13 protein-coding genes are annotated in these 13,498 nt (G+C 47.2%); 2 read left to right on the forward strand and 11 right to left on the reverse strand.

Going from position 1 to position 13,498, the window contains the following annotated elements; genetic code table 11:
• Positions 1 to 78 precede the first annotated feature (78 nt).
• The gene (locus NIAKO_RS30520) at positions 79 to 1,086 is read left to right on the forward strand and encodes an aldo/keto reductase (RefSeq protein WP_014222336.1); all 1,008 of its coding nucleotides are present in this window, start codon (positions 79 to 81) and stop codon (positions 1,084 to 1,086) included.
• 22 nt (positions 1,087 to 1,108) lie between these two features.
• Here the strand turns inward: NIAKO_RS30520 and paaI are convergent, their stop codons facing one another.
• The 6 genes from paaI to paaA all read right to left on the reverse strand — a co-directional run bounded on the left by paaI (position 1,109) and on the right by paaA (position 5,293).
• Complete coding sequence (gene paaI, locus NIAKO_RS30525; RefSeq protein ID WP_014222337.1) at positions 1,109 to 1,534, reverse strand: hydroxyphenylacetyl-CoA thioesterase PaaI; 426 nt, start codon at positions 1,532 to 1,534, stop codon at positions 1,109 to 1,111.
• 15 nt (positions 1,535 to 1,549) lie between these two features.
• Complete coding sequence (locus tag NIAKO_RS30530; protein WP_014222338.1) at positions 1,550 to 2,326, reverse strand: enoyl-CoA hydratase-related protein; 777 nt, start codon at positions 2,324 to 2,326, stop codon at positions 1,550 to 1,552.
• 19 nt (positions 2,327 to 2,345) lie between these two features.
• Positions 2,346 to 2,861, reverse strand: coding sequence for a 1,2-phenylacetyl-CoA epoxidase subunit PaaD (gene paaD, locus NIAKO_RS30535; RefSeq protein WP_049815641.1), 516 nt, complete (start codon positions 2,859 to 2,861; stop codon positions 2,346 to 2,348).
• Between the two features lie 89 nt (positions 2,862 to 2,950).
• Positions 2,951 to 3,781 (reverse strand): 1,2-phenylacetyl-CoA epoxidase subunit PaaC, encoded by an 831-nt coding sequence (gene paaC, locus NIAKO_RS30540; protein WP_014222340.1) that lies wholly within the window; start codon positions 3,779 to 3,781, stop codon positions 2,951 to 2,953.
• Positions 3,782 to 3,788: 7 nt separating this feature from the next.
• Complete coding sequence (gene paaB, locus NIAKO_RS39445; protein ID WP_014222341.1) at positions 3,789 to 4,193, reverse strand: 1,2-phenylacetyl-CoA epoxidase subunit PaaB; 405 nt, start codon at positions 4,191 to 4,193, stop codon at positions 3,789 to 3,791.
• Between the two features lie 104 nt (positions 4,194 to 4,297).
• Positions 4,298 to 5,293, reverse strand: coding sequence for a 1,2-phenylacetyl-CoA epoxidase subunit PaaA (paaA, locus tag NIAKO_RS30550; RefSeq protein ID WP_049815642.1), 996 nt, complete (start codon positions 5,291 to 5,293; stop codon positions 4,298 to 4,300).
• 405 nt (positions 5,294 to 5,698) lie between these two features.
• Here paaA and NIAKO_RS30555 point away from each other — a divergent pair, with 405 nt between their 5' ends.
• On the forward strand, positions 5,699 to 6,097 hold the full coding sequence (locus NIAKO_RS30555; RefSeq protein WP_014222343.1) for a hypothetical protein: 399 nt from the start codon (positions 5,699 to 5,701) through the stop codon (positions 6,095 to 6,097).
• A gap of 208 nt (positions 6,098 to 6,305) precedes the next feature.
• Here NIAKO_RS30555 and NIAKO_RS30560 read toward each other — a convergent pair whose 3' ends face one another.
• Genes NIAKO_RS30560 through NIAKO_RS39645 form a run of 5 tightly spaced genes read right to left on the reverse strand, consistent with a single transcriptional unit; the run spans position 6,306 to position 13,496 of the window.
• On the reverse strand, positions 6,306 to 7,592 hold the full coding sequence (locus tag NIAKO_RS30560; RefSeq protein WP_014222344.1) for an efflux RND transporter periplasmic adaptor subunit: 1,287 nt from the start codon (positions 7,590 to 7,592) through the stop codon (positions 6,306 to 6,308).
• A gap of 9 nt (positions 7,593 to 7,601) precedes the next feature.
• Positions 7,602 to 8,957 carry a heavy metal-binding domain-containing protein gene (locus NIAKO_RS30565; RefSeq protein ID WP_207622344.1) on the reverse strand — a complete coding sequence of 452 codons (1,356 nt, stop codon included), beginning with the start codon at positions 8,955 to 8,957 and terminating at the stop codon, positions 7,602 to 7,604.
• Between the two features lie 8 nt (positions 8,958 to 8,965).
• Positions 8,966 to 10,225: a TolC family protein gene (locus NIAKO_RS30570; RefSeq protein ID WP_014222346.1), complete on the reverse strand. Its 1,260-nt coding sequence runs from the start codon at positions 10,223 to 10,225 to the stop codon at positions 8,966 to 8,968.
• 56 nt (positions 10,226 to 10,281) lie between these two features.
• On the reverse strand, positions 10,282 to 12,219 hold the full coding sequence (locus NIAKO_RS39640; protein ID WP_014222347.1) for an efflux RND transporter permease subunit: 1,938 nt from the start codon (positions 12,217 to 12,219) through the stop codon (positions 10,282 to 10,284).
• Entirely contained in the window at positions 12,216 to 13,496 is a 1,281-nt protein-coding gene (locus tag NIAKO_RS39645) for an efflux RND transporter permease subunit (RefSeq protein ID WP_014222348.1), read from the reverse strand. The genes NIAKO_RS39640 and NIAKO_RS39645 overlap by 4 nt, the downstream gene beginning before the upstream one ends.
• Positions 13,497 to 13,498: the final 2 nt, after the last annotated feature.

Below are 13,498 nucleotides of genomic sequence, written 5' to 3' on the forward strand. Positions count from 1 at the left end.
ATTTTGCAAGCATTGGTTTGAAAAAGACAAGTCATCCGGCTATTGTTTAAATTAAATTTGTTTCCTAAACACAATTTTATGAAATACAGAAACCTGGGCAACACCGGTGTTCAGCTATCAGCCATCGGGCTGGGCTGCATGGGTATGAGTTTTGCCTACGGACCGCGTAATGATGAGGAGTCCATCGCTACGCTGAACAGGGCATTGGAGCTGGGCATTAATTTCTGGGATACGGCCGACATGTATGGTATGGGCCATAATGAAGAGCTGATCTCAAATGTACTGGCGCCCAACAGGAACAAGATCTTTATTGCTACCAAATTCGGGTTCAGGGTAAGACAGGACGGATCAACCACTGCTACCGGAGCTCCAGCCACTTACATCGATGGTTCACCTGCTTACATAAAAACAGCAGTTGAAAAAAGTTTGCAACGGCTGAAGATCGATACCATCGATCTGTATTATGCGCACCGCATCGATCCCAATGTGCCTGTTGAAGAAATGGTAGGCGCCATGGCCGATCTGGTTGCAGCAGGTAAAGTTCGGTTCCTGGGTTTATCTGAAGCGTCTGCCAAAACACTGCGCAAAGCGCATGCGGTTCATCCCATTGCGGCCCTGCAAAGTGAATATTCGCTGCTTACCCGCGATGTAGAAGGCGACATTCTCAATACCTGCCGGGAATTAGGAATTACGTTTGTTCCTTACAGTCCGCTGGCAAGGGGATTGGTAACTGCCACTGTGCAGGATAAGGAAAGTCTTCCCAGTGATGATTTCCGCAGGACAGTGCCCCGGTTTCAAGGGGAGAACTGGCAAAACAATCACCTGCTGGTGAGTGAATTTGCGGAACTGGCTGAACAAAAGGGATGCACACCGGCTCAACTGGCATTGGCCTGGGTATTGGCGCAGGGCGAAGACCTGATCCCCATTCCCGGAACGAAAAAAAGAAAATACCTGGAGGAAAATGCAGCTGCCGTGGATATTACTTTAACCGAAGGGGAGTTGAAGAATATTGAAGCTGTTGTTAATAAATACCCCAACGTTGGACAGCGTTATAGTGATGGCGCCTTAAAACTGGTGAATCAGTAATATTGAACAAACCGAATGGGACCTACACGTTCCATTCGGTTTCCTTTCTGAATACGGTGCCTTTAAACAATGCGACCAACTCACCGCTCTCTTTTTCCACACGCACATCATAAATAGCAATTTTATTACCGCGGCTTTTTTCTTCGGCGGTAGCAGTAATTACATCGCCTGTCTTCAATGGTTTTATATGCGAAATAGATGTTTCAATGGAAACGGCATGCCGGCCATGGCTGTTGGAGGCAAAGGCCAGCGCACTATCCGCAAATGAATAACTGATGCCGCCATGTGCCATTTCAAACCCATTGCACATTTCCTTACGCACCGTCATTCTTAATTTGCAGAACCCTTCCTTTTCTTCCAGCCTTTCAATACCCAGCCACTGGCTGAAATAGTCTTTGCCCATCATGGCATCAACGATGGCCGTAGTCTTCGATTTGCTGTCTGACATACTACTATTTTGAAATTATTCCCCTTTGAAATGCGGGGCGCGTTTTTCGAGGAAGGCCTGAATACCTTCATTAAAATCGTGGGTACTGGCGGCTTTTTGCTGCAATTCATCTTCCAGCAATAGTTGTTCTTCCAGGCTGTTGGTCATGGAATAGCTGAGTGCGTGCTTGGTAAAGGCCAGGCCCTTGGTGGGCATTTGAGATAATGTATCTGCAATTTTATTGCTTTCAACCCCAAACTCATCGTCAGAAAAAACTTTATAGATCATACCCCATTGTTCGGCCAGCGTAGCAGGTATTTTATCACCCAGCATCATAATGGCGCTTGCTTTTTGCCAGCCAATCAACCGGGGCAGCGTATACGTACCACCGCTATCGGGAATTAACCCCAGTTTTGAAAATGCCTGAATAAAGGAAGCCGATTGGGCGGCCACCACAATATCGCAGGCCAGGGCAATATTGGCGCCGGCGCCGGCAGCCACACCGTTAACGGCCGCTACAACCGGTTTGGGCATATTGCGAATGTGGGATATGATGGGATTGTAATGTTCGCTCAAAATTCGTTGCATCCCGGGACCATTCGGGTCAATCACTTCGGCCAGGTCCTGACCGGCACAAAAACCTTTTCCTGCACCCGTTATCAACACACAACGAATGGCAGGTGCGGCTGCACATTCTTCCAGCTTCTCCTGCAGGAGTAAAGCCATTTCGCGGTTAAAGGAATTTAATTTGTCGGGGCGGTTCAGGGTAATGGTGGCAACACCCGCTTGAATGGTAAAAAAAATAGGTGGCATGTTATTAAGATCAATGTTATTAATGGCATTTGAAATAGTCGAACGGTTCCTGGCAATCGTTACACTGGTACAACGATTTGCAGGCGGTAGATCCAAACTCACTTATCCGGCGGGTATTATACGAATTACAATGGGGGCACTGCACCGCCTCATCTTCTGCAAACAAATGAGTATTGCAAACCTGTTGTTTAACATTGGGAGGCGCAATCCCATAGGCTTTCAATTTTTCCTTGCCAGCTTCGGTCATCCAGTCGGTTGTCCAGGCAGGAGATAACACGGTTGTGATCTGCACATTTTTATACTCGTGCTGCAACAGCGCCATGCGAATGTTCATACGAATGACATCCATGGCGGGGCATCCTGAATACGTGGGCGTGATCACCACTTCCACCGCTTCTTCATTATTAACCCTGGCAACTTTTACGTCTCTTACTATACCCAGATCAACAATTGTTAACACGGGCACTTCCGGGTCGCATACTTCTTCTAATATGGACCATACTTTCTGAACCGGTATGTTAGTTATTGTATTCACGTCTGCAAGTTTCAATCGCTCATTTTTGGCTATTGTACTGAGCGAAGCGAAGGATTGCCCATTGCCAATTGTCTATTGCCTGTTGACTCCTACCATTCAGCTTCGGGATAGGCACGTTGCATGTATTGCAACTCTGCCAGTATGTAGCCGAGCTGTTCGGTATGGATACCTTCTTTGCCACCTGCCTGCATCCACACTGCCCCCTCCCGACCTCCTCCGCCGGCTGGCGGAGAGGAAAGTGTTGCTTCCGAAAAAATTTCATTTACTTTTTGTTCCCACTCCGGTTTCAGCGCGCTTACATCAACGCCAAAACCGGCTTTAACCGCCTCCAGCTCATAGCTGGCCGGGGTAAACAATTCACCGGTAAACGTCCATAATTCTTCGAGCGCATTCTCCAGGCGATTGTGACTTTCTTCGGTGCCATCGCCCAGGCGAATCACCCATTCACTGCTCCAGCGAACATGATAGGTCACTTCTTTCAACGATTTTTCTGCAATGGCCGCCAGGGTAGCATCGGTTGATTGCAGTAATTGCTGGTATAACCCGTATTGATATAAACTGAAGAAGAACTGTCGTAAAATAGTTTGCGCCCAATCGCCATTGGGCTGTTCAACCAACAGGCAGTTTTTATATTCACGAACATCGCGCAGATAGGCTAGCGAGTCTTCAGTAGCTTCTTTAGCCCCCTCCCGGCCTCCTCCGCCAGCTGGCGGAGTAGAGGTTGCAGCATTATTTACCAATTCAGCCACATACTGGTACAAACTCCTCGCCTGCCCAATCAGGTCTAATGAAATATTAGTGATGGCAATGTCCTGTTCCAGCACCGGCCCATGCCCGCACCACTCGCTGTTGCGTTGCGCCAGCATAAGCGCATTGTCGGCCAAATGAAGCGTATAGTTATATAATTTATCCTTTGTCATGGCAGGTTTACATATGGGTTAATTCATCGGGCAGATCGTAAAACGTTGGATGCCGGTATACCTTATCGTTGGCCGGCTCGTACAGCGATTCCGCTTCATCGGGATTGGAAGCATGAATGTATTTGCTTTCCACTACCCAAATGCTTACTCCTTCCATGCGGCGGGTATACACATCACGGGCATTTTCAATGGCCATTTGTGCATCGGCAGCATGTAAACTGCCCACGTGCTTATGATCGATGCCCTGTTTGCTGCGAATGAATACTTCCCATAATGGCCAGTCGGCACCAGCCCCCTCCCGGCCTCCCCCGGTGGGGGAGGAGTTGGCAGCTCTCTGACTAATTTCTTTTACACCGCCCCCATTATCTTCGGGGATATCGCCGTAATAATATTTAATTATCCTTATATCCATTTTACTTACTTTTATTTTAACCCTTTATTCTTCCTTTATCAACGCTGTCAACTCTATCAACAATATCAACTAACGTGTTAACCTGTCAACCCTTCAACCTCTTTTCAGGCTATCTGCTTTTCCTCTTTCTTTTCTGCACGTGCTTTTCTTTTTGCGGCATACACACTGGCCGCTTCGCGCACCCACGCACCTTCATCCCAGGCTTTGCGCCGGGCATCCAGCCGTTGTTTATTGCAGGGACCATTGCCTTTTACCACATTCCAGAATTCCGTCCAGTTTATTTCCCCAAAATCGTAATGACTGGTTTGTTCATTCCATTTCAGATGGAGATCGGGCAGCGTCATGTTCAACACTTTTACCTGTTCGGCAATCATGTCAACAAACCTCTGCCGCAACTCATCATTGCTCATGCGCTTTATCTTCCATTTGGTGCTTTGTTCGCTGTTGGTTGATTCACTGTCGTGCGGACCAAACATCATCAGCGAAGGCCACCACCATCTGTTGATAGCGTCCTGGCACATGGCGCGTTGTTCAGGTGTGCCTTTTGACAGCGCCATCAGGATATCGAAGCCCTGCCGTTGGTGAAAACTTTCTTCCTTACATATACGCACCATAGCGCGTGCATAAGGGCCGTAGGAAGTGCGGCACAACATTACCTGGTTCAGGATGGCAGCTCCATCAACCAGCCAGCCAACAGCACCAATATCGGCCCAGGTAAGGGTAGGGTAATTAAAAATAGAAGAGTATTTGGCTTTGCCGCTGTGCAGGTCGAGTATTGTTTGTTCACGGGTGGTACCCAGCGTTTCAGTAGCTGAATACAGGTACAGGCCATGCCCGGCTTCATCCTGCACCTTGGCCAGCAGAATGGCTTTTCGTTTCAGACTGGGCGCCCGGCCTATCCAGTTGCCTTCCGGCAGCATGCCTACAATTTCACTGTGCGCATGTTGCGAGATCTGACGGATCAGGGTTTTCCTGTAAGCATCTGGCATCCAGTCTTTTGGTTCAATCTTGATTTCCTGGTCAATTTTAGAAAGGAAGATCTTTTCTAATTCCTGCACCAACATGGCAATTACGTTTTTAGTGATTTCAAAGATAGTCATAATTGTCGCAAAAGCTAACAATTGTTAGCGGTAAATAAGGCTTTAAATGGCATTTTGAGTGCCTCAACATGCAGAAATGCGTTAAAAAATTATTAACGGGTACGCCGCTGAAGGGTCCCAAAACGGGTTGGGCATCATGGCGGTATTTGGGTGAAACCCTTTATGGTAGCGGGTTTTAACATTTCGTATGGGGGTTTACCATCCTATAAATACGATAGAGTTGATTTTTACAGCGCCTTACCGCGTAGTAAGTTTGTATCACGAAAGGCAACAAACACCAAACGGGTGTAATGAATAAAGAAAAGTTGCCCTCTCTTCGCGAACTAGACGTACGATTAGCCTGCCTGCGGATTTGCTTACATAGCAAACATTAAACAGAAATAAGAAATATATAAAATAAGATTTATGAAGAATTACAGCATTATCGCAATCGCATTAGTAGCTTTTACCTTAGCATTTTCTAATACTACACTGGCTAACAACGAAGGCCCTAACAATAAACACGTAACTGATTTAAAGTTTGTAGGCAATAAAGATAATCAACCTGTATTTGAACTGAGCCTGAACTCTGCCATTGAGGATGAGTACACAGTTACTTTCCGCGATGAGTATGGCAACGTTTTTTACACTGATAAATTAAAAGGCGCCAGCTTAACTAAAAAATTCATGTTGAAGTCTGAAGAGTTTGGTGATGCAGCACTGCATGTTGTAGTAAGATCCAAAAACAACAATTCTACTGAAGTTTACGCAATCAACAGAAGCCACAGCTATGTTGAAGAAACCGTAGTAAACAAAGTAAAATAAGCAACTCCGTCCAGTCATTCAACAATTAATAGAGTTTTCACAAGAGCGTCCCAAAAGGGGCGCTTTTTCATTTAATACCCCTTCCAGATAGCCTCAAATGCCCTGCCTTCCCAATACGGGATAGTCGAACACTAACCGAACACTAACCGAAGCCAGACCGTACCTTTCTTTAAAGAATTCCCTTAATGGGAAACAGTCAGGTTTGTTGTTAGTGCATATGCCCTTCCATAGCTGCCGAGCCTTTTTTGAAGACATATTCACTGTTCAGTAAATACGCTCCGCTTATCACTACCACATCGCCATTCTGCAGGCCTGATCTTATTTCGATGCGATCGCCGCTTTCCAAACCGGTTTCCACCATTCTTCGCCTGTAAGTATTACCGGCAGTTTGCACCCAAACCATGGCCATTTGCCCGTTGCGTAGTACGGCATCGATTGGCAGTGTAAGCGCATTACCGGCCCTGCTTTTCAGGACTACATAGGCAGGCATGCCTGGTTTCAACTGGTTGTTGGTGTTTGGAATGGAAATGCGCAACAGATTAATGCGGGTATCGGTGCTTATTTCCGGGTTGGCAAAAGTTACTTTACCGGTGATGGCAGCTCCGGGCAGATCGGGCAATTGCACCATAGCCACGCCCTGGTAGTCTACCGAAGCCAGCTGCGAGGCATATACCTGCGCTTCGGCCCACAATGTTGACAGATCGGCGAGTTTTACCACTACGCTGCCTTCCGTTACATATTGTCCTTCTTTTACAGGCAACTCGGTTACATATCCCGATGCTGTACTGTAAAAGGCAGTCAATGGGGTGAACTGTTTTGTTTTTGCCAGGGCATCTATCTGTGATTCGCTTACGCCCCATAACAGTAGTTTGTTTTTTGCGCTTTGCAACAGTTGTTTAAAATCGATGATGGAGTTGCCCAGGGTCTGCTGCCGCTCCAGCGCGGCCAGGTATTCCTGTTTGGCGGTATTCAATTCTTCGCTGTACAGATCGAACAAATGATCGCCTTTTTTTATAAAGTCACCATTGTTTTTAAAATACAACCTGTCTATACGTCCTGTAATACGCGCGCTCACGGTATTCACTTTCATTTCATCGAAGTTCAGGGTGGCCGTCAACACTACTTTATCGCCCATCAAGGCGCTGCCCAGGGTATCGGTTTGAATATTGCCCAGTTGGATCTGTTCATTGCTGAGCATGATCTCGTCTTTAGTTTCGTTCGTTTTTTTAACCGGGATCAACTCCATATGGCAAATAGGACAGTTGCCGGGTTTGTCCTGTACAACCTGCGGGTGCATGGAGCAGGTATAATACACATCGGCCTTCACTGCTTCAACCGGCTTTTTGTTTTTGCAGGCCGTTGCCAGCAAAAACAATGCTGAGCAGAAAACCAGCCGTACAAGGTAGCGTTCCCGACCAAAGGTACGGGACAGGCGAAAGAAAAGCTGAGATGAATTCCTGCTGCCCGGACTATAAAATAATTTATTCTGTAGCATACGTTTTTCCTATTGTTTCACTTTAATAAAGCTCTCACTATCTACCAGATATTGGGCATTGGCGGCCACTTCATCCTGTTCAGTAAGGCCATTCAACACCTGGATCAAATGATTATTCACAATTCCTACTTCAATTTTATGCGCAATAAAGGCATCCTCTTTTTTTATAAATACCACTTTATCCAACCCAAGTGTAAGCACGGCTTCCTCGGGTAACCACCGGGCGGTTCGGGCGCCTGCAAAGATCACCGCCTTTACCTGGCTTCCGATGGGAATACCCATATCCGGGTTGTTGAAATACACGCGCGCAGTGGCGGTTTTACTATCTGGCCGGTAAAAGGGTTCCATAAAATTGATGGTTGCCCTGAAGTCTTTATCTGGCGCAGTTTCCGGCATTATGCGCACTTTGTCGCCCACCTTCACCATACCTGCCTGACCTGAAAAAATATTCAGTACCGCCCAGGCTTTGGAGGGATTGTAAATTGTTAAAAGATTCTGTCCCTTGTTTACATACATGCCTTCTTTTAACTGCAGCTCCTCGGTGATCAACGAAACGTCTTTCATACCCGGTCGTCCTGGTTGTTGCATGGCTTCCGGACTGCTCTCATGAATATGACCGCTGTACCCGCTAAAAACAGAAACTGTAAAAACCGGTTTACCGCTTTTTATAACCTGTTCCAGTTGCTGATTATTTATACCCAGCAATAACAATTTTTGCCGGGCAGCTGAAATGAGTACCTGGTTATCGGCATCGTGCTGCAACAGGAACAACAGGTTTTGCTGTGCCGTTTGTAACTCAGGACTGTAAATATCCATTATCCTTTGCCCTTTGCTCACTTCCTGAAACCGGTGTTTCACATAGAGCTTTTCAATTCGTCCTGCTACATTGGATGAAATGGTGCCTTCCTGGCGCGTATCGTACGTGATAAAACCGTAGGTGTTGATCTCTACCGGTTCATTTCGCTGTTGAATATGTACGGTAGGGATACCCGATAATACATACTGGTTCGAGGGCCGCAACAGATCGTTCAACGAAACATCGGTTACCTTTTCGCCGGCAGTGATTTTCTTTACCAGGTCCATACCACAAATAGGGCAGGTGCCCGGCTTGTCTTTTATTATTTGCGGGTGCATGGGGCAGGTGTAGGTTTCTTTGGAAGCGGCTTGGGTTGCAGGTTGTTCTCTTTTCGTTTCCTTACAGGCAATGAAGGCAAAGGGCAAAAGGCAAAGGGCAAAGGGCCAAATGGCAAACGGCCCTCCTACGCTAAAGCTTCGGCGGGCAAGGCAGAGAAAAAAATTGCCGATTGCGGATTGCCAGCCAGCCCCTACTTGTGGGGGATTGCCGATTGATTTATCTTTTTTCATGATTAGCTTCATTTGATCTCTAAAATCCTTTCTAACTCCGCTTGCAGTAACAGCGCGGCTTTCAATTGATCCAGGTATTCTAATTGCGTCATATTTAATGCGTCCCAGGCGTCGAACAATTCAAACAGCTGCTCGGTGTTTTGTTCATAGCTCAATTCCATGGTTTGAAAATTCTTGCGCAGCGAGGGTACAATCTGCGTTTCGTACAATCGCATTTGTTTCTTTTTTGTTTCAAGCTCTGCCCTTGCTGAACCGGCCATACCGGTTGCCTCATTAAGGATCATTTGCTGCTGGCTTTTCAACGACTCGTTTTGCCACACCAGGCTTTCTGCTTTTGCCTTGTTCATTTTTGACGACCATTTGGCCAGTGGAAATTTTACCATACCCATAATGGTGAATTGCGCCGGTTGGGTGCTGAGCCCGATCATGTGATCGTACCGGATACCAAACTCCGGTTTTAATTTGGCCAGCTCTGCATCCCGTTGCAGGTTGTTCACTTCCATGCTGCGCTGTAATGCCTGGATATCGCTTCGCCGGCTGGTGAGGTAAGCCGAATCGAGCACGGTGGCCGGAAAGTCCTTCCAGGTATACAACGTGTCGATGGTAAGCTCTGTATCCACTTTGCGGTACATCAGGCTATTGAGCATAATGCGCTTTTGACGCAGATCATTATCCAGCATCAGCTTCATGTTGTCGATATTGGCCAAGGCTGCCTTGGCTTTGTAATAAGCGCTGATCTTTCCCAACCCGTTTTTATATCGGATCTCTGCACTTTTAATCATGAAATCCAGAATGCGGCTTCCTTCATCCAACACTGCTTGTTTTTTTAACAGCACCACCCATTCGTAGTAGCTCTTTTTTACATTATAAGCCAGTTCATTGTATGCGATCTTCTTTTTTTCCGTTTCTACTGTTGACATAGAACGCATCCAGGCGGCTTCGGCATCCTGCTTTCTTTTGTTGGGAAACATCTGCTGGGCGCTGATCATGAAAAAGCCCATGCCTTCTTTCATCATGGAAGGGTTGGCCTTTATCTCTTTGGTATTATACGGCGTCATAAATAAACCGGCGCCGGCTTCAGGCGCCATCCAGCTGTAGGCGCCTTTCGCTTCTTCATTAAATGCGCGGGCTTCTGCCTCGTACATTTTTAACCCGGGGTTGTTCTTTTCCATCGTGGTTAAAATGTCTTGTAACGCCATAGTTGTCTGCGCTTGAGAGGCAATAACAAAGTGGAACGTTATAATGGCGAAATATAATTTTTTGAACATAGCTTGTCCTTTGTTTTTTTCATCCGCCGGCTGGCGGACCGTTTCCCGTTTCACGATCAATGCTTTACCTCCAACACATCTATCTTTCCATTTTTACGTAACTCATATTCTTTGCCCATCAAAAAGATCAACGGTGTTACCAATAGGATATGCGTGGCCGAAGTGAGTACCCCGCCCACCATCGGCAAAACGATCGGCTTCATTACATCACTGCCCACCCCGTGACTCCAGAGAATGGGCACCAGCGCAAAAAGCGACACACATACCGTCATTATTTTGGGTCGCAACCTTTTGGCCGCGCCGGCAATCACATACTCGCGCAGATCCTGCAGGGTAATGGTTTCGCGGGAATTTCCTTTACGGGCTACCAGCTGTTGCATGGCATCGTTCAGGTAAATCACCATCACAATGCCCGTTTCAACGGCCAGTCCAAACAAGGCAATGAAACCTACAGCTACAGCTACCGATAAATTCACGCCCCAAAACCAGATCATATACGCCCCGCCGATCAAAGCAAAGGGGATGGTGATAAGGCTGAGAAATGCTTCGCGGGCAGAATGAAATGCGAAATACATAGAGATGAAAATTATCAGCAACACTACAGGCAGAATCAGCTTCAGGGTTTGTTCGCTGCGCATCAGGTTTTCGTACTGACCACTCCATTCCAGGTAATAGCCCTTAGGTAACTTGTTGATCATGGTATTCAGTTTTTCACGCGCTTCATTTACGGTACTTCCCAAATCCCTTTCACGCACATTGAACAACACGGTACCACGCAACATGGCATTTTCCGAATTGATCATGGGCGGCCCTTCGGCAATAGACACATCGGCCACTGCTTCCAACGGAACGGGACCATAATTCATGGTTTGCACCTGCAGGCGTTTGAGGGCAGTGAGGTTATTGCGAAAGTCCTGACCAAACCGGGCATTTACGGAGAAGCGTTGCCGCCCTTCAACCGTAGTCGTGAGTTTCATACCACCGAGGGCAATTTCAATCACGCGGTTTACATCGTCTACACTCAACCCGTACCGGCTTATTTCATCACGCTTGATGTGGATGTCGATGTATTTGCCACCGGTGATCGGTTCTACATACAGGTCTTTTACGCCATCAACGCCTTCGAGTTGTTTCTTGATGGTTTGCGCAAACGCATAAATAGTATCCAGGTTTTGTCCGTATACTTTTACTCCCACATCGGTACGGATACCGGTGCTGAGCATATTGATGCGGTTGATGATGGGTTGCGTCCAGCCATTGGTAACACCAGGAATTTGCAGTTTGTTATTCAGCTCATTGATGATGTCGTTCTTGGTAATACCAGCCCGCCATTCAGCTTGTGGTTTCAGCAAAATAATAGTTTCGATCATGCTGATGGGCGAGTTATCGGTAGCTGTATTGGCGCGACCGGCTTTTCCCAACACATTCTTTACTTCGGGGACCGTTTTAATGATCTTGTCCTGCACCTGTAAAATGCGTTTTACTTCGCTGTTCGATACATCGGGCAAAGTAACCGGCATAAACAACAGCGAGCCTTCATCGAGCGGCGGCATAAACTCCCGGCCCAGGCTCATGAGCAATGGAATGCTGATGGCCAATGCGATGATGTTTATGGCAATGGTTGTTTTTCGCCATTTGATGCAGGCTTTTATCACTGGTTCATAAATGCGCTCCAGCAACCGGTTCACCGGGTTGGCGGTTTCGGGTCTGAAGCGCCCTTTCATAAAGAAAGAGATCAGCACCGGCGCCAGGGTTACCACCAGCACGGCATCTACCACCATAATAAAGGTTTTGGTATATGCCAGCGGATGGAACAACTTTCCTTCCTGACCGGTTAACAGAAACACCGGCAAAAAAGAAGTAATGATAATGATGGTTGAAAAGAACACCCCCCGCGATACCTGCTTACAGGCCCGTTCAATGATCTGGATCCGCACCAGTTCGGGAATGCGGGGCTTATCCTTTCCGCTTATTTTGTTAAATAGTTTCGTCATGATTTTTCACTTTGCTGCTGCTGGTATTCGGCCAGGTGGCGATAGGCGTTTTCACTCATAATAATGCCATTGTCCACAATAACCCCAATGGCCAGTGCGATGCCGGTTAATGACATAATATTCGAAGAAAGTCCAATGGCGTTGAGCAGAATAAAACTTACCGCAATGGTGATGGGAATTTGAATGATGATGCTTAAGGCGCTGCGCCAGTGGAACAGGAAAATGACCACGATCACTGCAACCACCGCCATCTCCTCGATCAACTTGTTCTTTACGTTGCCGATGGCCGCCTCTATCAGCTCACTGCGATCGTAACTGGTTTTAAAGGTCACCCCATTGGGCAAGCCCTTTTCCACCTCTTTCATCTTTGCTTTAACAGCGGTGATTACTTTATCGGCATTTTCGCCATACCGCATTACAACAATTCCGCCTACTACTTCGCCCTGGCCATTTTCATCAAAAATGCCCAATCGCAGATCGCCGCCCATTTGCACCGTGCCAATATCTTTTACACGAACCGGAATGCCATTGTAATTGCCCACGGCGGTGCTTTCCAGGTCTTCCTTGCTTTTAATATAACCCAGTCCGCGAATGATATAAGCCATGTCGCTCATTTCAAACTTGCGTCCGCCCACATCATTATTGGCAGCTTTTACCTTGTTCATCACATCCATGAGCGATACATTGTAAAACTGCAGTTTAACCGGGTCCAATACCAGCTGGTATTGTTTTTCAAATCCGCCAAAGGAAGATACTTCCGCTACACCAGGCACCGTTTGCAAAGCGAGTTTTATGTACCAGTCCTGCAGGGCGCGTTGTTCGCCCAGGTCCATTTGTTTGGCGTCGAGGGTATACCAGAATACATGGCCTACTCCCGTACCATCGGGGCCAAGGGTAGGCGTGATGCCTTCTGGTAACAGGCGTTGTGCATAGTTAAGGCGTTCCAGCACGCGGGTGCGCGCCCAATAGATGTCGGTATTATCCTCGAAGATCACGTACACAAAACTCATCCCGAACATAGAGGTGGCGCGTACATTCTTCACCTTTGGAATGCCCTGGAGGTTGCTCACCAGGGGATAGGTTACCTGGTCTTCTATAATTTGCGGACTGCGGCCCATCCACTCGGTAAAAACGATCACCTGGTTTTCAGACAGGTCGGGGATGGCGTCGATGGGGTTCTTTTGCACATTGATGAAACCCCAGATAAACAGCGCCACCGCCATTGCCAGTACGATGTACCGGTTCCTTAGCGACCAGGTTATTAGTGATGAGATCATGC

The sequence above is a fragment of the Niastella koreensis GR20-10 genome (assembly GCF_000246855.1).
GTDB classification, from domain to species: domain Bacteria; phylum Bacteroidota; class Bacteroidia; order Chitinophagales; family Chitinophagaceae; genus Niastella; species Niastella koreensis.

Coding starts and splice junctions, on each gene's coding strand:
- NIAKO_RS30520 (WP_014222336.1), top strand. CDS start 79: ATGAAATACAGAAACCTGGGCAACACCGGTGTTCAGCTATCAGCCATC.
- paaI (WP_014222337.1), bottom strand. CDS start 1,534: ATGTCAGACAGCAAATCGAAGACTACGGCCATCGTTGATGCCATGATG.
- NIAKO_RS30530 (WP_014222338.1), bottom strand. CDS start 2,326: ATGCCACCTATTTTTTTTACCATTCAAGCGGGTGTTGCCACCATTACC.
- paaC (WP_014222340.1), bottom strand. CDS start 3,781: ATGACAAAGGATAAATTATATAACTATACGCTTCATTTGGCCGACAAT.
- paaB (WP_014222341.1), bottom strand. CDS start 4,193: ATGGATATAAGGATAATTAAATATTATTACGGCGATATCCCCGAAGAT.
- paaA (WP_049815642.1), bottom strand. CDS start 5,293: ATGACTATCTTTGAAATCACTAAAAACGTAATTGCCATGTTGGTGCAG.
- NIAKO_RS30555 (WP_014222343.1), top strand. CDS start 5,699: ATGAAGAATTACAGCATTATCGCAATCGCATTAGTAGCTTTTACCTTA.
- NIAKO_RS30560 (WP_014222344.1), bottom strand. CDS start 7,592: ATGCTACAGAATAAATTATTTTATAGTCCGGGCAGCAGGAATTCATCT.
- NIAKO_RS30565 (WP_207622344.1), bottom strand. CDS start 8,957: ATGAAAAAAGATAAATCAATCGGCAATCCCCCACAAGTAGGGGCTGGC.
- NIAKO_RS30570 (WP_014222346.1), bottom strand. CDS start 10,225: ATGTTCAAAAAATTATATTTCGCCATTATAACGTTCCACTTTGTTATT.
- NIAKO_RS39640 (WP_014222347.1), bottom strand. CDS start 12,219: ATGACGAAACTATTTAACAAAATAAGCGGAAAGGATAAGCCCCGCATT.
- NIAKO_RS39645 (WP_014222348.1), bottom strand. CDS start 13,496: ATGATCTCATCACTAATAACCTGGTCGCTAAGGAACCGGTACATCGTA.